Source organism: Photobacterium sp. R1, from assembly GCF_054600795.1.
Genome location: NZ_BAAHZP010000014.1, coordinates 22,245 through 44,493, shown reverse-complemented (window position 1 = coordinate 44,493; position 22,249 = coordinate 22,245). Strand labels below are relative to the sequence as shown.

At 51.9% G+C, this 22,249-nt stretch carries 31 protein-coding genes; 26 read left to right on the top strand and 5 right to left on the bottom strand.

Annotated elements, in window-relative coordinates:
- Nucleotides 1–5 precede the first annotated feature (5 nt).
- The 4 genes from icmH to ACYP03_RS19405 are packed head-to-tail and all read left to right on the top strand — an operon-like array spanning nt 6 to nt 6,196.
- Entirely contained in the window at nt 6–1,148 is a 1,143-nt protein-coding gene (gene icmH / locus ACYP03_RS19420; RefSeq protein WP_459781766.1) for a type IVB secretion system protein IcmH/DotU, read from the top strand.
- A 1-nt stretch (nt 1,149) separates the two neighbouring features.
- The gene (gene tssM, locus ACYP03_RS19415) at nt 1,150–4,605 is read left to right on the top strand and encodes a type VI secretion system membrane subunit TssM (RefSeq protein WP_459781764.1); all 3,456 of its coding nucleotides are present in this window, start codon (nt 1,150–1,152) and stop codon (nt 4,603–4,605) included.
- The gene (locus ACYP03_RS19410; protein WP_459781762.1) at nt 4,605–5,222 is read left to right on the top strand and encodes a protein kinase domain-containing protein; all 618 of its coding nucleotides are present in this window, start codon (nt 4,605–4,607) and stop codon (nt 5,220–5,222) included. Before tssM ends, ACYP03_RS19410 begins: the two co-directional genes overlap by 1 nt.
- Complete coding sequence (locus tag ACYP03_RS19405; RefSeq protein WP_248144237.1) at nt 5,219–6,196, top strand: hypothetical protein; 978 nt, start codon at nt 5,219–5,221, stop codon at nt 6,194–6,196. The genes ACYP03_RS19410 and ACYP03_RS19405 overlap by 4 nt, the downstream gene beginning before the upstream one ends.
- 51 nt (nt 6,197–6,247) lie before the next feature.
- Here the strand turns inward: ACYP03_RS19405 and ACYP03_RS19400 are convergent, their stop codons facing one another.
- Complete coding sequence (locus ACYP03_RS19400; protein WP_248144236.1) at nt 6,248–7,213, bottom strand: GlxA family transcriptional regulator; 966 nt, start codon at nt 7,211–7,213, stop codon at nt 6,248–6,250.
- 654 nt (nt 7,214–7,867) lie between these two features.
- Nucleotides 7,868–8,353 carry a hypothetical protein gene (locus ACYP03_RS19395; RefSeq protein ID WP_459781760.1) on the bottom strand — a complete coding sequence of 162 codons (486 nt, stop codon included), beginning with the start codon at nt 8,351–8,353 and terminating at the stop codon, nt 7,868–7,870.
- Nucleotides 8,354–9,044: 691 nt separating this feature from the next.
- Here ACYP03_RS19395 and ACYP03_RS19390 point away from each other — a divergent pair.
- Nucleotides 9,045–9,350, top strand: a complete 306-nt coding sequence (locus ACYP03_RS19390; protein ID WP_459781759.1) for a hypothetical protein — start codon at nt 9,045–9,047, stop codon at nt 9,348–9,350.
- 666 nt (nt 9,351–10,016) lie between these two features.
- Here the strand turns inward: ACYP03_RS19390 and ACYP03_RS19385 are convergent.
- From ACYP03_RS19385 to ACYP03_RS19375, 3 genes are all read right to left on the bottom strand, one after another.
- The gene (locus tag ACYP03_RS19385; protein ID WP_459781757.1) at nt 10,017–10,796 is read right to left on the bottom strand and encodes a hypothetical protein; all 780 of its coding nucleotides are present in this window, start codon (nt 10,794–10,796) and stop codon (nt 10,017–10,019) included.
- The gene (locus tag ACYP03_RS19380; protein ID WP_459781755.1) at nt 10,796–11,365 is read right to left on the bottom strand and encodes a hypothetical protein; all 570 of its coding nucleotides are present in this window, start codon (nt 11,363–11,365) and stop codon (nt 10,796–10,798) included. The genes ACYP03_RS19385 and ACYP03_RS19380 overlap by 1 nt, the downstream gene beginning before the upstream one ends.
- 68 nt (nt 11,366–11,433) lie before the next feature.
- Nucleotides 11,434–12,042: a S24 family peptidase gene (locus ACYP03_RS19375; RefSeq protein ID WP_459781753.1), complete on the bottom strand. Its 609-nt coding sequence runs from the start codon at nt 12,040–12,042 to the stop codon at nt 11,434–11,436.
- Between the two features lie 135 nt (nt 12,043–12,177).
- Here ACYP03_RS19375 and ACYP03_RS19370 point away from each other — a divergent pair, with 135 nt between their 5' ends.
- The 21 genes from ACYP03_RS19370 (at nt 12,178) to ACYP03_RS19270 (ending at nt 22,212) form a co-directional block, all read left to right on the top strand.
- Nucleotides 12,178–12,432: a pyocin activator PrtN family protein gene (locus tag ACYP03_RS19370; protein ID WP_120513600.1), complete on the top strand. Its 255-nt coding sequence runs from the start codon at nt 12,178–12,180 to the stop codon at nt 12,430–12,432.
- 9 nt (nt 12,433–12,441) lie between these two features.
- Entirely contained in the window at nt 12,442–12,630 is a 189-nt protein-coding gene (locus ACYP03_RS19365) for a hypothetical protein (protein WP_459781751.1), read from the top strand.
- Complete coding sequence (locus tag ACYP03_RS19360; RefSeq protein ID WP_459781749.1) at nt 12,630–14,411, top strand: replication endonuclease; 1,782 nt, start codon at nt 12,630–12,632, stop codon at nt 14,409–14,411. Before ACYP03_RS19365 ends, ACYP03_RS19360 begins: the two co-directional genes overlap by 1 nt.
- Nucleotides 14,411–14,719, top strand: a complete 309-nt coding sequence (locus ACYP03_RS19355; RefSeq protein WP_303566439.1) for a hypothetical protein — start codon at nt 14,411–14,413, stop codon at nt 14,717–14,719. The genes ACYP03_RS19360 and ACYP03_RS19355 overlap by 1 nt, the downstream gene beginning before the upstream one ends.
- Complete coding sequence (locus ACYP03_RS19350; RefSeq protein WP_459781746.1) at nt 14,712–15,218, top strand: hypothetical protein; 507 nt, start codon at nt 14,712–14,714, stop codon at nt 15,216–15,218. Before ACYP03_RS19355 ends, ACYP03_RS19350 begins: the two co-directional genes overlap by 8 nt.
- Complete coding sequence (locus ACYP03_RS19345; protein WP_459781744.1) at nt 15,184–15,696, top strand: hypothetical protein; 513 nt, start codon at nt 15,184–15,186, stop codon at nt 15,694–15,696. Before ACYP03_RS19350 ends, ACYP03_RS19345 begins: the two co-directional genes overlap by 35 nt.
- Nucleotides 15,659–16,441, top strand: a complete 783-nt coding sequence (locus tag ACYP03_RS19340) for a hypothetical protein (protein ID WP_459781743.1) — start codon at nt 15,659–15,661, stop codon at nt 16,439–16,441. The genes ACYP03_RS19345 and ACYP03_RS19340 overlap by 38 nt, the downstream gene beginning before the upstream one ends.
- 130 nt (nt 16,442–16,571) lie before the next feature.
- Nucleotides 16,572–16,697 (top strand): hypothetical protein, encoded by a 126-nt coding sequence (locus ACYP03_RS19335; RefSeq protein ID WP_256549311.1) that lies wholly within the window; start codon nt 16,572–16,574, stop codon nt 16,695–16,697.
- 2 nt (nt 16,698–16,699) lie between these two features.
- Complete coding sequence (locus ACYP03_RS19330; RefSeq protein ID WP_459781741.1) at nt 16,700–17,599, top strand: major capsid protein P2; 900 nt, start codon at nt 16,700–16,702, stop codon at nt 17,597–17,599.
- A gap of 9 nt (nt 17,600–17,608) precedes the next feature.
- The gene (locus ACYP03_RS19325) at nt 17,609–17,875 is read left to right on the top strand and encodes a hypothetical protein (RefSeq protein WP_459781739.1); all 267 of its coding nucleotides are present in this window, start codon (nt 17,609–17,611) and stop codon (nt 17,873–17,875) included.
- A 2-nt stretch (nt 17,876–17,877) separates the two neighbouring features.
- Complete coding sequence (locus ACYP03_RS19320) at nt 17,878–18,060, top strand: hypothetical protein (RefSeq protein WP_303567241.1); 183 nt, start codon at nt 17,878–17,880, stop codon at nt 18,058–18,060.
- Nucleotides 18,057–18,329: a hypothetical protein gene (locus ACYP03_RS19315; RefSeq protein WP_459781737.1), complete on the top strand. Its 273-nt coding sequence runs from the start codon at nt 18,057–18,059 to the stop codon at nt 18,327–18,329. Before ACYP03_RS19320 ends, ACYP03_RS19315 begins: the two co-directional genes overlap by 4 nt.
- A gap of 1 nt (nt 18,330) precedes the next feature.
- Nucleotides 18,331–18,789: a hypothetical protein gene (locus tag ACYP03_RS19310; protein WP_459781736.1), complete on the top strand. Its 459-nt coding sequence runs from the start codon at nt 18,331–18,333 to the stop codon at nt 18,787–18,789.
- Nucleotides 18,790–18,792: 3 nt separating this feature from the next.
- On the top strand, nt 18,793–19,614 hold the full coding sequence (locus tag ACYP03_RS19305) for a hypothetical protein (RefSeq protein ID WP_459781734.1): 822 nt from the start codon (nt 18,793–18,795) through the stop codon (nt 19,612–19,614).
- Nucleotides 19,607–20,071 carry a hypothetical protein gene (locus ACYP03_RS19300; protein ID WP_459781732.1) on the top strand — a complete coding sequence of 155 codons (465 nt, stop codon included), beginning with the start codon at nt 19,607–19,609 and terminating at the stop codon, nt 20,069–20,071. The genes ACYP03_RS19305 and ACYP03_RS19300 overlap by 8 nt, the downstream gene beginning before the upstream one ends.
- Entirely contained in the window at nt 20,068–20,415 is a 348-nt protein-coding gene (locus ACYP03_RS19295; RefSeq protein WP_459781730.1) for a hypothetical protein, read from the top strand. Before ACYP03_RS19300 ends, ACYP03_RS19295 begins: the two co-directional genes overlap by 4 nt.
- The gene (locus tag ACYP03_RS19290; protein WP_459781729.1) at nt 20,402–20,797 is read left to right on the top strand and encodes a structural protein; all 396 of its coding nucleotides are present in this window, start codon (nt 20,402–20,404) and stop codon (nt 20,795–20,797) included. The genes ACYP03_RS19295 and ACYP03_RS19290 overlap by 14 nt, the downstream gene beginning before the upstream one ends.
- On the top strand, nt 20,797–21,213 hold the full coding sequence (locus tag ACYP03_RS19285) for a hypothetical protein (RefSeq protein ID WP_459781728.1): 417 nt from the start codon (nt 20,797–20,799) through the stop codon (nt 21,211–21,213). The genes ACYP03_RS19290 and ACYP03_RS19285 overlap by 1 nt, the downstream gene beginning before the upstream one ends.
- The gene (locus ACYP03_RS19280) at nt 21,210–21,347 is read left to right on the top strand and encodes a hypothetical protein (RefSeq protein ID WP_202601876.1); all 138 of its coding nucleotides are present in this window, start codon (nt 21,210–21,212) and stop codon (nt 21,345–21,347) included. Before ACYP03_RS19285 ends, ACYP03_RS19280 begins: the two co-directional genes overlap by 4 nt.
- 299 nt (nt 21,348–21,646) lie before the next feature.
- On the top strand, nt 21,647–22,030 hold the full coding sequence (locus ACYP03_RS19275; RefSeq protein ID WP_459781727.1) for a hypothetical protein: 384 nt from the start codon (nt 21,647–21,649) through the stop codon (nt 22,028–22,030).
- Complete coding sequence (locus tag ACYP03_RS19270) at nt 22,027–22,212, top strand: hypothetical protein (protein WP_459781726.1); 186 nt, start codon at nt 22,027–22,029, stop codon at nt 22,210–22,212. Before ACYP03_RS19275 ends, ACYP03_RS19270 begins: the two co-directional genes overlap by 4 nt.
- Nucleotides 22,213–22,249 lie beyond the last annotated feature (37 nt).

Below are 22,249 nucleotides of genomic sequence, written 5' to 3'. Positions count from 1 at the left end.
TCGTTGTGGCAGGACTTTTTAACGAAGAACCCACGGTTCAGATCCGCCGCGTCGCGGACAATCCGGCACGAACGCAGCGCGTGGCCAAAACCAGTCAGGCAGACATCTCCGGCACGGAACGTCTGATTGAAAGCTTTGCGGTGTACGGCAGCCCGTTACTCAATGCTGCGACGGAGCTGCTGGGAATTCTGGTGACGGTACCGCGTCAGGGTTCGCCGCGCGATATCGACCGGTTCCGTCAGAAACTGCTGGATGCCATTGCGCTGTTCCGTCAGCGCGGGCTGTATCTGGAATATCACCCGAGCATCATTGATAAAAGCTGCTTTGTGCTCTGCGCCGCCTTTGATGAGGCCATTCTCTACACCTCGTGGGGAGAGCGGGCACGCTGGGAGAATCATTCGCTGCTCAGCAAAGTGTTTTCCCAGCGCAATGGCGGGGAAGCCTTTTTCGCGCTGCTGGAGAAAGCCAGTCAGCAACCGGGCAAACTGGTTGATTTTATCGAGTTGCAGTACGTGTTGCTGATGCTCGGTTTCAAAGGCCGTTACCGCCATGATGACGAAAGTCCGCTGCACGAAATCAAATCTGACGTGTATGCCCTGATCCGTCATTACCGTAGTGAAAGTGCGCTGCCGGTGCCCCGGACGCCGGAGCTGCTCGAAGACAAACAGCCATGGCGCATGCTGAGCATGGGGAAAACCCTGGGACTGGCGACGCTGATTGCTGCGGCGGGCTATGGTGCGTCTGAATACTGGTACTACAACCGCAGCCAGCCAATTCTGGAGCAGTTCAGTACCATTGATATGTCCGGCGTGAATCTCAAGCGGTCGGAACAGGAACTGGTTTATCTCAGTACGGATGAAGACATTGGCCGTGCCCCGCCGGATCTGACGGCCAGTGCCGCCAAACCGGAGAAAGAGACGGCCCAGCAGTGGGAAATTGTGCTGGCGGTGTTTTCCCGTGCGGATGATGCGGTGCGTCTTGCATCCGAGCTGAAACAGGGCGGATACGATTCGTTTACCCGCGAAACATCCCACGGCATCGAGCTGTTCATTCGCGCCGGCGACAATCTGGCGGCGATCCGGAAGCTGAAGAATGAGCTCAATGTTCGCCTGGATCTCAACGCGACGATAAGAAGAGCGCAGAAATAAGATGATCAAGAAAATACTCGCATTGATACTGGCTGTCGTGATGGTTGCCGTGTGCACCGCGCTCTGGCTGTGGCTGCCGGAGACGGCACCGCAGTGGCTGAAGTGGGTCGCCCTGGCGGTGACCTTCCTGATGATCGGGCTGGTGAGCTTCTGGTGGTGGAAACAGGCCCGCAATGTACCGCAGGATCAGGCGCTGCACGACCAGCAGGTGCTGCTGAAACAGGACACCAGCGTGATCCAGCAACTCTTCCGCCTGGCGACGAAGAAAATTCGCGGCCACGGCCGGAATAAGCTGGAAAGTGTGTACAGCCTGCCGTGGTATCTGTTGCTGGGCGGTGAGAAAGACGCCAAAAGCGCCATGCTGCTGCAAAACGGTTTTGAGCCGGTGACGGAGCGTCATCTGGAAGACAGCGATACCGAGCAGTATCTGCGGTTCTGGAGTAACGACCATGCGGTGGTGATCGAAGCCGGTCACCGCATTTTCGACAGCGAAGGGGTTGACGAAGCTTTGTGGCAGGTGCTGGCTCAGCAATTGCTGAAGTACCGGCCCCGTCAGGGACTGAACGGGATCGTGACCGTGATTGGCTGCGACCGTCTACTTAAAGGTGATCGCAAAGCCCGTCAGAAGCTGGCCAGTATTTATCAGGAAGCGGCGCTGTCGATGGGCGGCGCGCTCAACATTCATTTGCCGGTCTATAGTGTCTTTTCCAAAGCGGACGCGATTGCCGACTTTATCGAATTCTTCGAAGGATTTTCCGGCTGTGATGTTGAGAACCCGTTTGGCGTGACATTCGCCTGTGATGCCGATCGTCGTTACAACAAGCATGATTTTGAACTGCAAGGCAAAGCGCTGCTGAAAACGCTGGCGGAACAGCAGTTTGAACTGCTGCGGAATATCAGCAGCGAGAAGTCCGGTTCCGTGATTGCGCTGCCTTATCAGCTGCGGATTTTCTTTGAGCGGGTCAATGAACTGCTGACCGACATCGGCCGTGAGAACCGGGTGCGTGAAGCGGTCTGGATTCGCGGTGCTTACCTGCTTTCATCCGGACAGAAAGGGGCGGAACACGACCTGCTGACTCAGGTTGTGGCCGAACGTGCCGAGTTCAACTCGCAGAGCACCCGGGAGCAGCTGCCGGGCCGTCGCAGTTTCTTTACCTCGCGCTTGTTCCGGAATGTGATTTTGCCGGAGAGAACTATTACCGGGGTGAATGAATGGCGTCATACCGGTTATCTGGCGTTCCGTTCACTGGTCGTTGTGGCTGTCGTCGGGGTGTTGTCTGCGGCGGGTCTGGTCCTGAAAGACAACTGGAATCAGGATGAGCGGTGGCGCGCCGACGCGATGACTCAGCTGCGTTTATACGGCAGTGACCTGCAGCGTCTGGAAAAGAACTACGCCATGGCAGATATGATCGCCGTGCTGAATGAACTGAGGACGGTGGCCGTAGAAGGCATCCAGCCGAAAGCTTGGTATCAGCGGGTCAGTATCAAACAGGGCGATACTGCGGCCCGTATTTACCGGACTTATCAGGAGCAGCTGAACCTGATCCTGCTGCCGAAGCTGGAAGAGCTGATCAGCAGCGAGCTGTATGTCTACGTGAACCTCGGCAACCCGAGCAAAATTTTTGAGATCCTGCGTTACTACCAGATGCTGTTTGACCGTCAGCAGCTCGATATTGAGGGCATGCAGACCTATCTGCTGGATAACCTGAAAGATCAGGGCAATGTGTCTTCAGACGATATCAATACGCTGTCTCTGCTGATTGAAGATCTGTTCAACAGTGATTACGACCAGCGTCTGGCGCCGAACGATGAGCTGATTGCCGTCGCGACCAACAATCTGGAAGGGCTGTCGCCTGAGCGCCTGATCTATGCCCGGATTAAAAGCCTGCCGGAATACCGAGCTCAGGTGGATATCCGCCGCCAGCTGGGGGAGAAATTCGACAGCATGTTCGCTTTCTCTGACGGTTTTCACGGTTATCTGATCCCGGAAATCTTTACCAAACAGGGATACAGCCAGATCGATCTGAGCGCCAAGTCTGAGCTGCTGCGTCGGCAACTGAGCGAGTTCAAAGCGATTCAGGGGGATATGTCCGGTGCGTCAATCACAGAGCTGACCGATCTGAGCAAACAGATTCAGCGACTCTATTTCGCAGATTACATCTATTACTGGAAAGATCTGATCAACAACATCCATATCCGCCAGTTCAACAGCCCGGTGGAATTCGCCTATGCGCTTCGCAGTGCGCGTGAACCGGCGACCAGCCCGGTTCTGGATGTGCTGGACGCTGTGGTGGTCAACACCACGCTGGCCGTTGAAGAGCAGCCCGATACCAAAGGCAATGCGCGGGTGGCTAGTCAGCTGGGGCTGAAGAAGGCGGCCAAAGGTCTGCGTAAGGCGGACAAACTCAACCGTGCCGTCGGCGAGAAGCTGCTGCGTTTGCAGCCTTCGTTTGTGGTGAATGAGGCTTTCCTGTCGTTTGCCAATTATGTCAACGGCAGCGGTAAAGCCGGGGATGCCGTGCCGCTCGATGGTCTGATTGAACAGTTTGACGGGCTCAACACCTACTATGACTCGGCGCTGTCCAGTGCCAATCCGGGCAAGGCATTCCACGGTTATGCACTGGCGCATGCGGAAGGCAGTCAGGATGCGATTGTGGCCTTCCAGCGACTGGGCAGCAAAGCGCCGGGACCGGTTGCCGAGTGGACCAAAAACATCAGCGCTCAGGCGTGGCATCAGGTGGTGACCGGCAGCGCGGGTTATCTGAACAAGCAGTGGGACGAACAGGTGTATCAGTTCTACGTAGCTGCCATTGAAGGCCGCTTCCCGTTCGCACTGCAGGGGCGGGGCGAAGTGAATCTGAACGATTTTGCGCTGTTCTTCAAACCGCAGGGGCGGGTGGAGCAGTTCGTGGATCAGTTCCTCAAGCCGTTTGTCTACTGGGATAACGGCGCTCTGAAGCTGCACGAAGTGGATGGCGAGACACTGCCGATCAGCCAGAACAGCCGTCAGCAGCTGCAACGGGCACAGAAACTGAGCAAAACGTTCTTTGGCCCGACCGGTCAGGAACTGGCGCTGAAACTGAGTCTGAAAGCCAGCTCGATGAGCACGGATGTCACCGAGTTTCAGCTGCGCGAAGCCGAAAGCGTGTTCACTTATAAACACGGCCCACGGGTCTGGCGTGAGGTGGACTGGCCGACCACCGGGGTCGACGGGTATCTGAGCGCGAATTTCTATAAAGGCGATAACCGGGTGGCGACACAGTCGTACACCGGGCAGTGGGCGCTGTTCCGGGCACTGTTTGACGGGGACAGCAGCGCGACGGCGAGCCGTCTGGTGCGCAAGCTGAATTACAAGATCAGTGAGAACAATATCGTGCTGGATTACACCTTGCGTGATTCCGGCCAGACGCTGGATAAATCTCTGTTCACGCACTTTAACCTGCCGAAGCAGTTGTGATGAATGCGGTTGAAAGAACGCTGAGACATGCCGGGTCTTCTGGTGAAACAGAAACTTACGTGAAGCGCTATGCGTTACCGGAAGCCATGTGGCAGGAATGGACGGCACTGAATGAGTGCCGCGGACCCGGCATACAGCGTGTAATTTCAATCGATCCGGACGCGCAGATGTTAACGCTGGCTTTTGATCCCGATGCGGTGCCGCTGAGTACGTTCGGCGAAGCGGATCTGGGGCTGTTTATGAAAGTTTTGCCCGCGATCGTGTCAGTGATTCAGCACTGTCACGGTCGGGGCTGGGTACACGGGGACATCAAGCCCTCGAACATACTTTATGTTCCCGCAACACAAACGATTCGATTGATCGATTTCGGTGCAAGTCATCGTATCGGCACTTCCCGGGAAGCGCTCTCTGAGTGGCAGGCGACACCCATGTTCGCCTCGCCGCAGCAGATGAATGGGGAAGGGCTGGTGCACACGGGAGATGACTGGTACGCGCTGATGAAAATCATCGATCAGGTCATGCCTTTGGTGCATGACCGCTTTTTACTCCGGACGATTCGGGGCGTCCGGGCCGGTGTTGTAGCCGATTTTCAATATTCTGAGAGAACAACAATATGATAGATGATTTACAAAATGCGACTTCCTTAGGCAAAACCATCTACGACCAGGCGACGACCGGTGAGTATAACGGCGTCGCCATCGGAGACAGCGCGTTTGATTTCACGACCGGGGTGTTTGACAACTCGCCGCTCGGTCAGGCCATTGATATTCCGGTAGAAAAAATTGAGCTGGGTTTCAGCAAATTAGAAAAAACCAGAGCGGTGGAAGAGGTCAAGCAGAAGTTCCACATGTACGTCAGCCAGAAAACAGCCAACAGCGTCTCTGCGTTTACCACGCCGAGTGTGCTGGCTGCGGACCGGCGTTCACAGCTGCAGGGCAAGACAGGTCAGGCCTGGCTGACCGGCGCACAGCAAATCTATGCCAAGCATCAGGGAGAGCGCCTCTACAAAATGCAGCGTAAAGCCCAGGATATGGCCCGCTCGCTGAAGAAGAATCCGATGAAACTGGCGAAAGTACCGCTGAGCGTGGTACCGCTCGGTGAGATCGCCAAACTGGGCATCAAAGCCGGAGAGTACGCGGTCGGTAAATTCACCGCGAAACGCCGTGCGCGGAAAAAGGGTGAGTATACCTCGGGCAACAATCAGGTGCTGGAAGCCAAACTGGGCAAGCAGGAGTACAACCGTAAAAAGGCCAAATGGCAGGCAAAAGACATTGCTGACCTGGGGCCGCAGATTCAGCGTAACCTGTATAAGCTGAAACAGTCGGTGGAGATTCTGAACGCACGGAAAGAGCAGATGAACCTGAGCAGTCAGAAGTATCTGCAGGATCCGTCCAATGCAGCCGCTTTGGGTGCTCTGGTGAAAAGCCGGGAAGATGCGGCGATGAGTCTGTATGAAGTGAAGCACTACGTTGAAAAGATAACGGCCATGTGTAAAGCCATGGAAGCGACCGCCTTTACAATCGGTGCTTATATGGAAGGTCTGGATCAGATCACGGATCAGTCTGAAAAAGACATCCTGAACACCTTCTGATGAAAGAACAAAGGCCGTGAGGAATCACGGCCTTTCTGTTTGTTGTTAGCTTTAGCGCTGATAACGCTTCCGGTACTCCAGCGGGGTCATGTCGTTGGACTTTTTAAACAACTCCCTGAAGTAGCGGACGTCTTCGTATCCGACTTCACGACTGATGTCCTCAATGGTTTGCTTGGTCTTCTCCAGCTTGTCTTTTGCGATGGATAAACGGATCTGCTGAATATACTGAATCGGCGTCTGCCCCGTGGCCAGTTTAAAGCGACGTTTCATCTGCCGTTCACTCAGGTGAACCCGTTGACTCAGCACATTGACCGAAAATTCAAGTGTCGGGCTGCTGTGCATCCAGTCCTGCAATTGATGAATCAGCGTATCGTTGTGCTGGCGATAGGGGATGAAGTTCGCCAGCGCTTTCTGCTGAACCTGATCGGTATCACCAAAGACAAACTGATGGCAGCTTTCACGGATCGTCAGGCCAAAAACCTGCTCGACGATCAGCATCATCACATCACTATAGCCACTGATCCCCGACGTACAGTAACGCTTGTGATCACAGGTCACGCGTCGATCCACCTGCAATCGGGTGTTTGGAAACATATCGCGAAACAGATTGGCAAAGTGCCAGTGCGTGGTGGCGGTCCGGTTTTCCAGCATTTTTGCTTTGGCCAGCACAAACGCCCCGGAACAGATCGACACGATCGGAATGTCGTGCGACTCAAATTGTTTCAGCCAGTCCAGGGTGGCATCTTCCAGCGTCTCTAAGTTGGTGTCCGGAAAACCGAGGGAGCCGACCAACAGGATATCGGTCTGTCTGACTTTTTCGATGTCGATGGTCGGAGAGACAATGACGCCGCCAAGTCCCCGGATAGGCTGGTTGTCCTGAGTGACAATGTGTATGACCGGCTCAGGTGCGCCGGCAAGCTGCGCAGCAACAGACAAAACTTCAATGGGCCCGGAAATCGATGTTGTGGGTGCATCAGCGAAAGCCAGGGCGGTGAGTGTTATTGTTTTTCTTTCCACAGGATACCTTGTCAAATGAGAGAAACCCTATGCCTTCCTGCCGTGAAATCCCGGCGGTGCAGCAAGGAAAAAGCCCTTCAGCGTGCATTTCTTCCCATCATTGTTGAAGCAAAGGGTGAATGGCGGAGCATGACAACACACGAATTTCCCGCTTTCAGGTCACATTTTGCATAGATATGTCCGGAAGATGACTCATCACGACAATGAATTGTTCTACACGAAAATCTGAAAGTTGAACCTGAAATATCCCGTTTTTTATCAAATTCCCCCACAGCTTCAACATAACGACCAAATTTGATTGTCAGAACAGCAAAAGCATGCGTGCATATTGAAGCATCTCACTGGTGTTCTGTTGTCTAAGCTACTGATTATAATATCAAGAAAGCGGGAGGCACCAAAGCTTGGTTTTGCTTTATCTTTGATCGCGAGCTTGATGACCTGACTGTTCACAACGCCCGTTTCTGAACGACCAACCCGCCGGTGGATGTTGCCAGTGACGTATGGTTCGACTGTCGTTGTTCTGCGCTGAAGGAGGGGAGGCGGTCAAAGGCGTTCAAGGAATATCAATGAAAAAACAAGAAATTCAGGACTGGAAATCAAGTCTGAAAAGCCCTGGATATTCTCCCGGGCTTTGGAAATGACAGACTGAAAGACTTACTCTGAAATGAGTTTGTCTCTCAGAGACAGTGAATCAAACGGATAGTAGAAGTCATCTGATAAAGATAATCGGTTTATTTCTTCTTCCGGCAGTGATTGTAAGATGGTTTTCGCTTTGCCTCCGATAGGGCTATTCAGTGCAATCCAGTCTTTCAGGCTTTTCAGGTCACCCGTTTCACCGGCCTGTTTCACCAAAGCCCAAGAGTATTTTCCTCTTGTCTCTAAAGTACAGCGGTCCATCGCTCTTGTTGACAGTTCAAAAAGAACGGCACGTTTCTGAACTGCACGCAATGAATCAAACCAGGCATCCTGAATAGCATTGACCGGACGATTTTTCATTTTCAGGCAGCGAGCTGTTTGAATATTTACGTCCTGATACGCTTCTTCAAGTGAATAGCCCGCGTTCGCAACAAGAGGTAGCAGCAACAAAGAAGCAGTGGCTAGCTTTTTCAACGCACTCCCAAAACAGTATTTCTTTTTCATATGTCTCTCTCGGCCTTGATTCAGTGGGCATATTTACATGATTTTTGGTCATTGTCGTTACTCTTCCCAGGAATTACGGTGTCTCTATGCTATGTATATTACGTCTCCGCTTGGAACGACGAGAGTTGCTTTGGACCGCAACCTGCCGGGGGCGGGATGGACTGCCTTGATCAGAATCGGGGTGGCACTGCCCTATGCTGAAAGGGGGCCTGTGAGGGGTACTGTGAACGGAATTCGGGCAATTTCAATGAAGTTACAGGAAATTCAGAATGACGCAGAAACTGAAAAAAACACAGCAAAATCAAGGTGTCGCCGGTGACTACCCTTCCCGCCGTTTCTCCGTCGCACCCATGTTGGATAATGCGCACAATTAGCGCCCTGTCTGGGCTCGTGCGCTATATACGTACCGAATACGTAGCTTTTTATCATAATTGGTTAATAAAAATCTGCCAAGAACGAATGCTAATAGTGTGATTGATGATCTCTATAGGAGTTGATTCTTGTTGTAAAATCACAATATGAGATAAATCGAAAAAAATCACTCTGATTTGGTCTAACTTTATTCGAGTAAGCCATGAGATAAATGTATGGTTTATTTTCAAAGGTCGTGATAGCTGATTTATTATTTTTTCATTTATAAAGATGTATCTATAGGGCTGCATCTTTATAAATGAATTATAGGGGATATACCATGTATGATAATATTGAAATCGTTTTGGGTTATATTAAGTTGCACTTTGAATTATTGTTTAAAGAAAAATTCAATGTGAGGCCAGATTTTCGATTCGCTGAATATACTTCTGAAAATTATCGCTTCATAGTTCATGCTGATTTTATTCAAGCCAGAGTAGACTCTGACAAAGAAACACCCATTGAAAAAAGGATTGATGATTGTTTAGATGGGTTTGAAATAAATAAATCTAAAACTTATGAATTCATCAAGGTCGATGTAAATAAACCAATGCCTCAAGAATATGCGGTTAAAGTGTCCTCTTAGATAAAATATAAACTCTGACTGTGTTTAATATATTTATAGTCAGAGTTTTTATTCTTATTTTTACATCCTCTGCCCAGACCAAACAACCTCGCCAACCACTTCAAAGTCACTGCTCATTATTTCTTCTTTGGTTAGCTCCCATGGCTGATAGCTGTCGTTGTCACTGGTAACAGACAGGCCGTGCTTTGAAAGTTGCAGACGTTTCACCATCACAAGACACATTCTTGATCGTTGGCTACATCCAACCACAGTTGCAGCACTGCCGTCCTTCTCCTTTTTCCTGAAACTTTCCTTGTCTGTATGTATAATGCGCCCCTGCTTTGAACGAAGAGAGTTGCTTTGTACCGCAGCCTGCCGGGGGCGGGATGGACTGCCTTGACCTGAATCGGGGTGGCCTGTCCTATGCTGAAAGGGGGCCTGTGAGGGGTACTGTGAACGGAATTCGGGCAATTTCAATGAAGTTACAGGAAATTCAGAATGACGCAAGAAACTGAAAAAACACAGCAAAATCACGGTACTGCCGGTGATTACCCTTCCTGCCGTTTTTCCGTCGCACCCATGTTGGATTGAACGGACTTTCAGGCTATTACCGGGCTAAGGTGTTTTGAGGGGTACTATAGGGGGACCGGATTATAGAATTGGTCCACCCTGAATTATCTCATTGGTCTAAGCGGCACTTCCTAAAATATATCCATCAACATTATTAATGCTTTTTGGAGTAAACCTTAGCGTGCCGCCTTTTGAGGTTGGCCAGATAGCTTTTAAGTTAGCATCTGAAATAACTTCATTCCTGCCACTGGACAGTTTTGTTGCTCTAAAAACACACTCTCCAAAAGCTTTTGGGTGCTTCTCTGGATATAGTCCAACTAAGGTAACCAAAGTTTGACTAACAGCTAATCCCACTCCTATATCAAGAGCTGGTAGCTCATATCGCTTCATTAATATCTCGTTAACGATTTCACGTGCAATACCAATTGCATTTTTCGCTGCTCGATGAGCGGCATAAATCGCTTTTTCTTTATCATCATCATCGACCCGAAATAAGGCTAATGCACCATCACCCAAATATTCAGTAACATTGCCCTCTTCTTCGCGAACTACATAACCGATAGCAGGAAGCAATGCTGAGGTTTCGTAATATACACGCTGTAATCCCGAAACCTTTGATCTTTTGGGGCTAGTTGCACACATCAAGTGTTTTGAAGAATCACGCATATCAGCTACAAATGCGATAAAAGTATCAATGACTGTTTCACCGTCTTGTACAATTGCGTGTCCAGGAATCTTAGATGGCTCTGCTGAATCCATAACTTTCTCAGAAATGGATTCAAACTGTATTTTATTTACAGCTAGTAAGTATCCTCCGTCTTTCCAATGCTTCTCAGCTTTATCGAGTGAGTCATTGATAATTCCTCTGAGTATTCCTTGTTTAATTGATGAAAGCATTAAAACCCCACTTTAAGAAGAGAAAAAATCCATAGTGTCATTCCAGAGATAAGTCCTAAAAACGCTGAATTAACACACATTGCTGTTCTGCGAATTTTTACATCACGAATGTAAACTAGTTTATAGACTTCGATTGACAACTCATCAATTACAGCATTGACATTTGATGGTAGTTGGTTAGTAAAATCGGTTGGCTGCACGATTGGTTTGATAGGGAAAGTTACTAGATTATCGAAAAAATTAAAGTGAAAAAGGTCACCGTTGTAAAATCGCCCTTTAGCTGAAGTATTTGTTTCCTCTAGGGAGGGGTTTACTATTGATTTTACGGCTAAGAGCAAGCAGTAAAGTCCAAATATCCAGAGAGTGGCGGTAAATAGTGAAGCGTAATAATACATATCACTAACTTCTTTCAAGTTATTGAAAACTTTAAATATTTCATTAAACCCAATCATGGGGGATAAAAATAAAACGAACAGGAACCCTAATTTCACGTCGGTTGCTCGTATCGTTTGTTGAGTATCAGCGATAGATTGGTATAAAAACTCAACTTTTCTTTGCTCATTTTCCATTTGAATATCACTGTATTGATGTGTTTAAGTTGTTGTTTTGTATAACGGCTTTTCTTTATCAGTTATAGTTACATCCGCTGCCCAGACCAAACCACCTCACCAATCACTTCAAAATCACTGCTCATGATCTCTTCTTTGCTCAGTTCCCATGGCTGGTAGTTGTCATTGTCACTGGTAACAGACAGGCCGTGCTTTGAAAACTGTAGACGTTTGACCATCAACTGACCTTCAAATCGAAAGACGTAGATTCCATCACCAGTAAAATGATCGATTCGGTTCACCATGACCAGACAGCCATTTTTGAGCGTTGGGTACATGCTGTCACCCTTCACAGGCATCAGGAAGATATTGGCCGCTTTTACACCGACTTCGTTCTGAATGTAGGATTCACTGAAAACGATATCGCTCGACTTCTCTTCACTGACCACTAAAGCGCCATGGCCTGCACTGGCTTCTACCTCGAAGAAATCGAGGGTCACATATCCTTTTGGCGGAGCAATCACACCATTTTGTGATATTTGTCTCGCTTTTAGGAAAATATCTTCAGGGATTTTTTCACGTGTCTTCCATGACTGAATGGTCTTCGGAGATACCCCCAGAACCTTTGCCAGATCTACGTTCTTCGCAGTATTCGTTAGCTTCTTTAACTCTGCAATCTGCTCGTCGATGCTCTGCATGTGTGCTGCTCCATGTCTGCAAATGTATTGCTAAGTGAAAAATGATCGGCAATAATGCTGCCAGATGTTTTTGCGGGTGATTTGCGGGTGTTTGAATCACTCCGAATTGCTCCAAGTGTACTACATAGAGGCTGTATGAATACAAATTTTGCACTGCTTGCACGTTTCCAAAGTCCTACCGTTGAACTGAAACAAGTCTGTCAGGAGTTCTTTGGCATCACGCCTAAGACGGCCGAGCAGAAAGCCAAAGCATGTGATTTTCCTGTTCCTACCTTCAAGCTGCGCGACTCTGAGCGCAGCCCTACCTTAATCAAAATTGATGACTTGGCGGCTTACATTGACCGTCGTTATGAGCAAGCCAGAACAGACTGGCAGTCTGTACGCGGCTAGGGGGCAACCATGGATCCGATTCACGCCCCTTGTCCTGACATGGCTGGCATGGTCAATCCTGACCCGAAGAAACGCCAGCGTGCCCGGTTTCTGCTGGGTAAATTGCGGGAAAAGCACGGGATACGAAAGCGCACCTACACATCCCGCCCGCTGAATTACAAATGTACACCGTCCGGCTGTTATGAGGTTCAAGAGTAATGCAATACGGTACTGTTTTTACTCGTCATTTCTTAAAGCGTCTTCCGCAAATCGTCCGTCAGGATATCCGCACCAAAATAGCCAGCCGCCAGCAGCGCGGCGGGGCTACCCGCGACAATCTCGACCGCTTCGCCGATGAGGCGGTCAAGTTCGGTCTGAAAGTCGCGCCCTTCATTGAAGAAAAGTTTTCCTTTGTGGACTTCCGCAACCGGGTCAAGTCTGAGCGCCTGACCCACCACATCCTGATGAAAGATGAGGCGGTGCGAAAGCTCGCACGTCTGGTCGCTGACGAGAATATGCAGGCAATGCAGGACATTGACCCGCAGGTTTTTGACAGCTTTCTGGATGCGATGAAGCACATCTATTCAGTCTTGGCTGAGAACCTGCGCGTCATTTCCGTCAATCCGCCTGTATTACCCGGTGGCAAGGTGGAGATTGAACGCGCAGAGCAGATCCTGACGGCTGCGACGCTGAAAATGCAGTCTGAAGAGTGGATTGAGCGCCGCCTGATGCATCTGCGTTCCCAGTACATTGAGTACGCACAGATTGCCCTTGAGCGCGTTGGCGACAAGGGGCACCAGTCGAAATACATTTCCTATCCGTCTTTCCAGAACTGGAAGAACAAGCAGCGTGAAGCGGAGCGGTTCATCCAGAACACCGTTGTTTACAACGAGGCTACCGGGGAGCATTTCGACCTTGAGGAAGTGATCAAACGCACCACGGCCAACCCGGAAAACCGCCGGATTGAAATGATGGTGCGCTCCCGTGGCTTTGAAGAGCTGGCGCAGGATTTGGGCTATACGGCGCTGTTCCTGACATGGACATTGCCAAGCAAATATCACCGCAACTCGAAGAAGTGGAACGGCGCGAGCGTCAAAGAAGGTCACGGTAACCTCATGCAGCAGTGGGCGCAGGCCCGTGCGCTGATTGCCAAAGAAGATATTCATTACTTCGGCTTTCGTGTGGCTGAGCCGCACAAGGACGGCACCAGTCACGGTCATTACTTCCTGTTCTGCAACCCGAAAGACAAAGACACCCTGATTCAAATCATTTCCGGCGTCGCAACCGCTGAAGACCGGGATGAGCTGGGTCAGGACATTTCCCCGCGTTTTGACGTCAAGGAAGCCGACCCGGCCAAGGGCGGCGCAACGGCGTACATCGCGAAGTACGTTTCCAAAAACATCAATGGCCAGCATATGCCGGAAACCGAAGCTGAAGAAAGCGCGTTTCGGGTTCGGGCGTGGGCGTCCGTGCATCGTATCCGCCAGTTCCAGCAGTTCGGCGGTGAACCTGTGTCCCTGTGGCGTCATCTGCGCCGGGCCACGGAAGAGCAAACCCGCATTGATCCCAAACTCGAAGCCCTGCGACAGGCGGCGGATTCCTCCAAATGGTCGCTGTTTTGCCAGCTCGCCACTGATGCCCGGCTGGCCTATGAAGAAAAACAAAACCAGTACGGCGAGACCGTAAAGAAAGCCATCGGCTTTCACTGGATCTCTGAAGGGGTAAGCACCTTCATTGCGACCTGCAGCGAGACTTACCGACTCGTGAAAAAGTCTGAGTTGGGGGCGCTTTTAGAGTCGCGGAGCGGCTCCCCTTGGAGCACTGAAAATAACTGTAACTCCCAGCTCGGAGAGCACCTTCAACGGGTGACCGGATGGAGTCTTGCCGGGGTGCAGTGCCTGATGAAACCCCTGTTGGCCGGGGCCAAAGTGCCAATTGATAAAGATTGCCAGCTCAAGCTGGCAAACAACCGAATCGTGATGAGCAGAGGAGAACTGTGATGATTCAAACCATGACCACCGAACAGCTACGCCACGCTGAGAAAGCCATTGAGACCGCTGAAGCCCTGTCTGTAGAGGTGAAAGCGGAGATTGAAAAGCTCAAGGCGCTGGATATGAAAGTGCTGGTGAAAAAGGTGTCTGCCGTGATGTTCAGCGGCGGCTCCCTGAGCTTGGAGGCGATCGGCCTGCCGGGTGACTTCTTCGAAAAGCTGGAAATGCTCGACGGGATCAGCGCAAAAGCTCGTGCCGGCTATCGGGCTGAAGTGCAAGCGCGCCTGGCACAACTGGCCGGGGGCGAAGATGAGTAAGAACCCGACCCGCGGCTATATCCGCTGCACCGTGCCGGACTGTGGCGAGGTCTGTACGGTTCACATGACCGGGGAGCACCGCCTGATGGAATCCGGTGAGCCGCCGAAGAACCCCCGCAACATCGGTAAGCTCTATTACCGCTGCCCCCGGTGCGGGAACAGTACAAACAGCAGTGCCATGCATGAATACATTGAAAAGCACAAAGTGGAAACGGTTCAGGCACTGGGGGAAACGCCCATTGAAACAGTCAGGGAAACCGCAAAAGAGTCGGTTCAAACCGTTATCGAAACGCTCCCCGTGAGCGTTTCCCAAACCAGTGATGACGGGTTTCCAGCGTTAACGGAGCCGGATAAAGAGCCGGGGAAAAACGCCCCGAAAATCCACTGGAAAACCCTATATCCGTGGTTCATCGGGTTATTTGTGCTGGTAATGATTTTGATTGGTCTGAGTAAAGGAAAAAAAGATGACAGCGACAGCGGAAAACTTGCAACAAACTGAGATGTTCGATCTCCCGGAAGAGCAGCCGGCGGCGGATGATTGGTCGGACTGGGGCGCGGCGATTCAGCAGCTTGAATCACAGGAAACCCCGGAGCCGGATGACGTGGCGCAGGATGCCGCCAACGATGACGACGCGGCAGAAGCGGCGGTGGATTTGCTGGACTTGGGTTTTGTCCTGTCTGAGCAGGCGATCAGCTTTGCCATCGGCATGGACTTTGAATACGACGAGAAAGCCAAGGGCAAGGTTTTGAAAGCTGCCGGGCCACTGATGCAGAAACACGGGGCAACGTGGCTGAACTGGCTCGGCCAGTACAAAGAAGAAATCCTCTTCTTGGTGGCCGTGGTCGGTCTGGGCGGCGTCACGGCCCGTCAGGTGAAAGGCCTTCGGGCGGAGAAGCGCGCCCAACTGGCCGCAGCGCAGGAACAGCAGGAGGTGGATGATGGCGAAAAAGCCGATCCTGAACTTGCCGCGGCCTAAGAATTCCAACACCCATCTTGACCCGTTGCACCGGGTCATTATCGGCGGCACGGGCAGCGGGAAAACCTCACTGGTCAAACACGCGAAATTCATCACCGCCAAGGCGCAGGCGGTGTTCTTTGACCCCTATGAGAACTACGCCGGGAAACTCTTTCAGGGCCAGCAGGTGCGGGGCTACCACTCTAAAGCGGATTTCCTTAAGGCACTGGTCAAAGCCCGTCAGGGGCACAGCGCTTTCAAAATTGCCTACATCCCGGCGGACTTGGTGTTTGATGAGCTGGAGTTCTTCTCGGCGGTGGTGTGGTCGGTGCTGGATGGCCGCAAAGCGCCCCTTGAAATCTGCATTGAAGAACTGGCGTCCTGCTCGCCCACGGCGGGCACCCTGAAGGGGAAAACCGGGGAGCTCTTGCGCGGTGCCCGACAGTATGGCGGTATCGTGACGACGGTATTCCAGCGGGGGCAGGAGGTGCCGAAAACCATCACCACCCAGTCCCCGACGTGGTATCTGTGTGCGGTCAATTCGATGAATGATGCGAAGTATTTATCGGATGCGAAATCCGTTCCCGTGGCAGACATTGCGGCCTTGCGCTCGGCCAAAATGAACAAGCTGGAAATCAACAAACCGATCGCGGATTTCATCCACGTTGAGGACGGTGTGGGGAACTACCGCAAAGGGGCACTGAACTGCCAGACGGGCCGGAAAGTTTCCCTGACCTACCGGAAAAACAGCCAAAAAGCTGCGTGACCTCACTCACATCTAAACCTATAGGTTAAACGCCCAACCTATAGGTTTCTTCACATTTTCAACCCTGCCGAAAGTCGTTTTCATAGCCCTGCCAATACGGCGCTATCTTCCAACCACACAAAGGAACGCTATGAAAAAAGAGCACAAAGTGTTGCTAATGACGGTACTGGTCACGCTGGTGATTATCGCAGTGATCAACAACGTCTCCAGTCTGAAAAAAATCAAAGAAACAATCTACGGTAACGGGTGGTTTTAATCATGAGTGTTGTTGCAGTAACGCCAGAAGCGCAGGCGCAAGCCATTGCCAATTACAAATACCAAGGGGTCAAGAAACTAAAGCTGTCGAGCTTCAGCGGCGTGACCTATAACGGCCGCTCAACGCTGACGGTGCCGACAGGCCAGACGTTTGATGCGTTCATGTTTAACACCAACCTGCCGCTTGAACGGCTGGAAATCACGTTTCGCCTGAACAGTAACGCCTTTATCAGTGGTATTCCGGCGACCTTCTTCCAGACGCTGGAGCAGTACAAGCAGATGGACGTTCCCGCAGCCCTTGCGCCGCAGGGTGAGCAGGTCTTCATCGTGTCCTTTGCCGACCTGTCCCTGAAGCTGAAAGACGGCCAGCAACTGACCTCACTGGTCACCATGCTGGGCGAGTCCCTTCAGATTCAGGTGGATATTGGCGCTAAGAAAGAAGGTGACCCGGAAACACCAACCCTTGAAGTGATCGCTGAGGTGAACACCCCGCAGGCGGTGCGTATGTACCTGCCGCGTATCGAGCGCTTGCAGATTGATATGCCAGCGCAGGGCACCAACACCTTTAACACCCTGCCGAACGACATGAAGCGCAGCATTCGCCGCATGCACTTCATGACCGACGCCATCGAAGAGCTGGAAATCAAGCGCGATGATAACGTGGCCTATGAGACCACTGCATGGCGTGAATGCTACATGGCGAACCGTAATGATCTGATGTGGCAGCAGGGTATGTTCCATCTGGACTTTCTGATGCGCGGTTTCATCCGCAATGAAATGTTCCCGACAGCACGGGCCAAAGAGCTGCTGTTTACCTTCAAGACCAGCAAGCCCGCGGGCAGCGTGACCGTGATTACGGAATATCTGGACGTTGAGCGCACGGCGGCACAGGTCGCGGGCTAAGGGGGCTGAATGCTGGATTGGCTGAATAATGCTGTTGATAAGGGCAGCGAAATGCTGGGCGGTGCATGGGATGACACGACGGATTTCGCGGGCAATTGGTGGAATGAATACCTTGCCAGCAAACCGACCCCGAACAGTACCCAAGACCCGGCAGCGAACGAGACGGGCAATACGGCCAAAATCACCCAGCAGCAACCCCAGTCGATGCCTTATGGCTGGATCATCGGCGGGGCGGTTGTCTTGCTGTTGGTCATCGTTCTGATTATGCGGAGGTAGACATGCCATTAGTCCCTCTATTAATCGGCGGTGGGGTGTTGTGGGGCAGCGGTGCCCTTGTGGGCGGCTCCCTCGGCTATACCGCTGCCGACGGAACCAAGTACCTCAGTGCGGGCGTGGTGGCCGTGGGGGTCATCGTGCTGGTACTGGCCTTTATTTATTTTCGCAGGAAGGGGGCATTGTGAGCGGTGCATCTTCAGGAGGCGGGTTAGCCAGTCTGGCCGGAACCGCCGCCGGGGCCAGTATGGGCTTTCCCGGCATGGATATGTCCGGGGCATTCGGTGCGCTGGAATCGGTGAACGACAGCGGGCCGATGACCACGACCAACGGCCCGGTTGAAATGAACTTTGAGGCGGGGGGCGTGACCTTCGGGGCCAAGTCTACGAACTACACCCTGATTGTGGTCGCGATTGCCGCCATGGTGCTGCTGTTTTTCTACATGAAGGGGCGCTGATATGGGTCTGCTCAGTTCGAAAAGGAGCACTAACCAGAACATCAACCAGAGCACCAACACCTCCAACAGCATGGGCGTGAGCGGTGACAACAGCGGGATGATGTTCAGCGGTATCAGTGGCACCTTGACCATGACGGATCACGGTGCCATGGAAGCCGCGGGGGAAATGGCCAGTGATGCTATGACCCTCGGCTCGAATGCGTTGGCGGCGAACAGTTCCGCGTTGAATGACGCTTTTACTTTCGGGCTGGAAACCTTCAACGGGGCGCTGAATTCCCTCGGCGGCATGGCATCAAACCAGAGCAATCTGGCGACACAGTCCATGCAGCTGGCGAACAGCATCAACGCCAGCGCCAACACCGGGGGCGCCAGTGATATCGGGCAACTGAACACCCGCGTCATGATGGCCTTCGCGGCAGTCATTGGCTTGGTGCTGCTGGTTGTTTTGCTCAAGAGGTAACGGATGTATCAGACACAGAAAATCATCGAAGTACAGCTACAGGCCGGAGAAAAAATTATCTCGGCTGTCAGTCAGTACCTGTTAATCCGTGACTGTTCCCATACGGTCACCTTGCTGGCAAAAACCCAGAACCGGGAAGTCGGGACTGAGCTGAAGAAAAACGATGTGGTGCCGCTGGGTGGCTTCGAGACTATCGAGCTGTACAACCATCACAGCACGGCGGTCACGCTGAAATATCAGCTTACCGATATTCCGGTGAACACCCAGTCTGACGCGGTGGCAATCAGTGGCGCGGTGGAGGTGCACAGCATCCGCGAACCCGTGACCATCGATGCTATTCAGCAGACGGTCCCCGTGTCGTTTTCGGCCCCGGTGTCCGTTGGGAACTGGCCCACGGTGCAGCCTGTAAGCGGAAAGATCACCGTAGGCAATTTACCTGAAGTGCAGGCGGTACGCGGGGAGGTGGCGATCACCAATCTGCCCGCCGTGCAAACCGTCAGCGGTCAGGTGGATATTGGCAATCTGCCACAGGTGCAGCAGGTCAGCGGGCTGGTTGCAGTGGCGAGCAGTGACGGGCTGGTCAGTGCCGCAACCACGTTAGACCCGGCCGTGAGTACCCAACTGATGGAAGCGAACAACACGCGCCAGTCTGTACTGGTTCAAACCGACCGGGGGCTTTATGTGGGCGGGGAAGGCGTGGACAACCTGAGCGGGATTTATATTGCCGCCGGGGAGTCCATGACGCTGGAAACCGGGGCGGCGGTGTTCGCCTATGCGGTGGAAGGGGCCACCGTCCGGACACTGGCGGAGGTGCGTCATGGCTAGGTTACATGGTGGCAGCGCCGGAAGCTGGAAAAGCGGTGATATCAAGATCCATAACGGCACCCTTGAATCTATCCCGCTGGGCTGGGTGCTCTGTGACGGTGAAAACGGGACGCCGGATATGTGCGATCGGGCGGTGGTCGGTGCGGGCGGCGCTTATCAGCCGTGGGATGAGTTCGGCGAGGATAGTTTTCGGCCTGCAAAACCAATCGTCAGCGTCGGATTCCATACCTTGTCGGCGTCTCAGATGCCAAGTCACGGCCACCCGATTAAGTTCTCCAGTGCGACGTCAGGCTATGGGGATTCCCGTTATGGCGGTGCTGCCAACAGTGGCTACACGAAGCACACACAGAACACCGGGGGCTCTCTGGCACACGGGCATAGCGTGTCTGTAGGTCAGGTGGGGGCCGTGGATACACGGCAGAAATCAATTGCAGTTATTTGGATCATGAAGTTATGAAAATTACAGCAGTCACACAAGACCAAATCATCCTGATTGATGGCATTCCCGCCATGATGGCCGAAATGGGCGGATACAACATGCAGCGCGGTGAATGGGCCGTGCATTTTGATACCGAATTAGGGGGCGGCCATATCGAATATCTGGATAACCGGGGAAATCAGATACTCACGCGTGATCTGTTCGAGCGGGCTTACGCGTGGCTGATTGACGAGCACACCCGCTATGTGACGGCCATGGCCGAACAGGAAGCAGCAGAGGAAGCGGCACGCAATGAGCAGCAGCAAGATCCTATTGATACTGAGTTTGATTCTATTGGGGATGGGAACCATGACGATTTATAAGCCGCGCGGCATTCGTAACAACAATCCGGGCAACCTTGAGGACAACGGCACCGCATGGCAGGGCCGGGTTGGCAGTGATGGCCGCTTCGTGATCTTCGACAGACCGGAGAACGGCATCCGGGCACTGGCCCGAACGCTGAAGACTTACCGCAACCGCCACGGCCTGACCACAGTGCGGGGCATCATCAACCGCTGGGCGCCGCCCGTGGAAAATGACACCACCGCCTATGTAAATCACGTCGCCGGGGCGTTGGGCGTATCGCCGGACACTTCGCTGTCAGAAGCGGAAACAATGGACATGGTGCCCCTGATTATCCGCCATGAAAACGGCATGCAGCCCTACAGCGACCGAGTGCTGAAGGCTGGGATTCAGGCGGCGTAATGCTGGGTGCATTGATGAGCCTCATCACGGGCGGGGTGGCGGCTTGGCAGCAGCACAGCCAGAACCAGGCGGAAGCCCTCAAGCGCAAAGACGAGCTGGCGCAGGCCAAGCACGCCGCCCGGCTCAAGCGGCTGGAATATGGTGACGAGCAAGCGGCCAATCTGGATGAACTGAGTCTCAAGGGCCGGGGCTGGAAAGATGAATTCATCCTGTTGGTTGTGTTCACGCCCTTGGTGCTGTGCTTCTGGCCTGACTATGCGGTGTATGTGGATGCGGGTTTTCAGGCGCTCAGGGGTATTCCAGAGCCGTACTGGTACGTGGTCGGTGCCATTGTCGTGGATGTGCTGGGGATGCGCTCCATGGTGCGCTACCTGCTCGAATTCTTCTCACAGAAACTCAGAGGCAAACCAACATGATAGAAATACTGCAACAACTGACAGCGATGGGCTTACCGCCAACCATGATCGCGCTGCTCATCGTCCTGTACAAGCAGGACAAGCGCCTGACAATACTGGAAACGAACGTACAACTGGGGAAAAAGAATGGCTAAGACAGGACTGAAAAGTAACGGCACACTGAAGAAAGGCTACCGCTTCGCGAAAGGGGGCCGAGTGGTGAAAGCGAAGAATGCTACGGTGAAGCGAAAAAAGTAAAACGGAAATAGAATATATTGATAAACCGCTAATTTTGGCGGTTTTTTTGTTTTAGTTATTGCTTATTGAATGAGCTTCAAACAAGATTGCAAAATGCCTATATAATAAGTCAAAATTACAGTAGGATACTTGCGGTTTCACATCTATGTCCCCTCTTAAAAGGTTGGTAAAATTTAATTTTTTAGGAGGTAAGCTGATGGCAATTTGTGAATTTGACGTTGAAACATTTCGCTACAACATTGATTCGAATATGGAGGCTACTGGTATGCCAACTGTTCAAAATGTTTATGGCACTGCCTTAGCTGTTTTAGCGGCAATTAAAAGTGTTGATGAGGCAATTACTGCCAGAGGTACATTGACACAAATGAGTTTTACTAAAGCAACAACCACTACAGCTGGTGCTATTTTGGCATCGTATTGGGCCGGTGTTGCTCTTGGTTCGGCATTGATGGCGACAAAGCGCGCTACTCGATGTGATTTAGGGGAGTTAAAATCTTTTGCTGAGCAAATTGGCCTAAGAGGTGGCTGGATTGAGGAAACAGTTGCAAGATATCCTGAAATATTAAGGTGGCATGCGTGAATAGCTATCTAAAAGATAGAGTTTTGCTCTTATTGGTTTCGGTCATTGCTGTTATTATGATTACCGTACTTTCTTTTTGGACAGATGGGTGGATATTTACCGTTGTGTTCGGCTTGGTTTTGATGCAATGGATTTACTCAATCGTCAAAAAGATAAAATCTGGTCCAAATGATAGAGCTTGATATCAGAAAGCCCGCAATTTATAGCGGGCCTAATTAT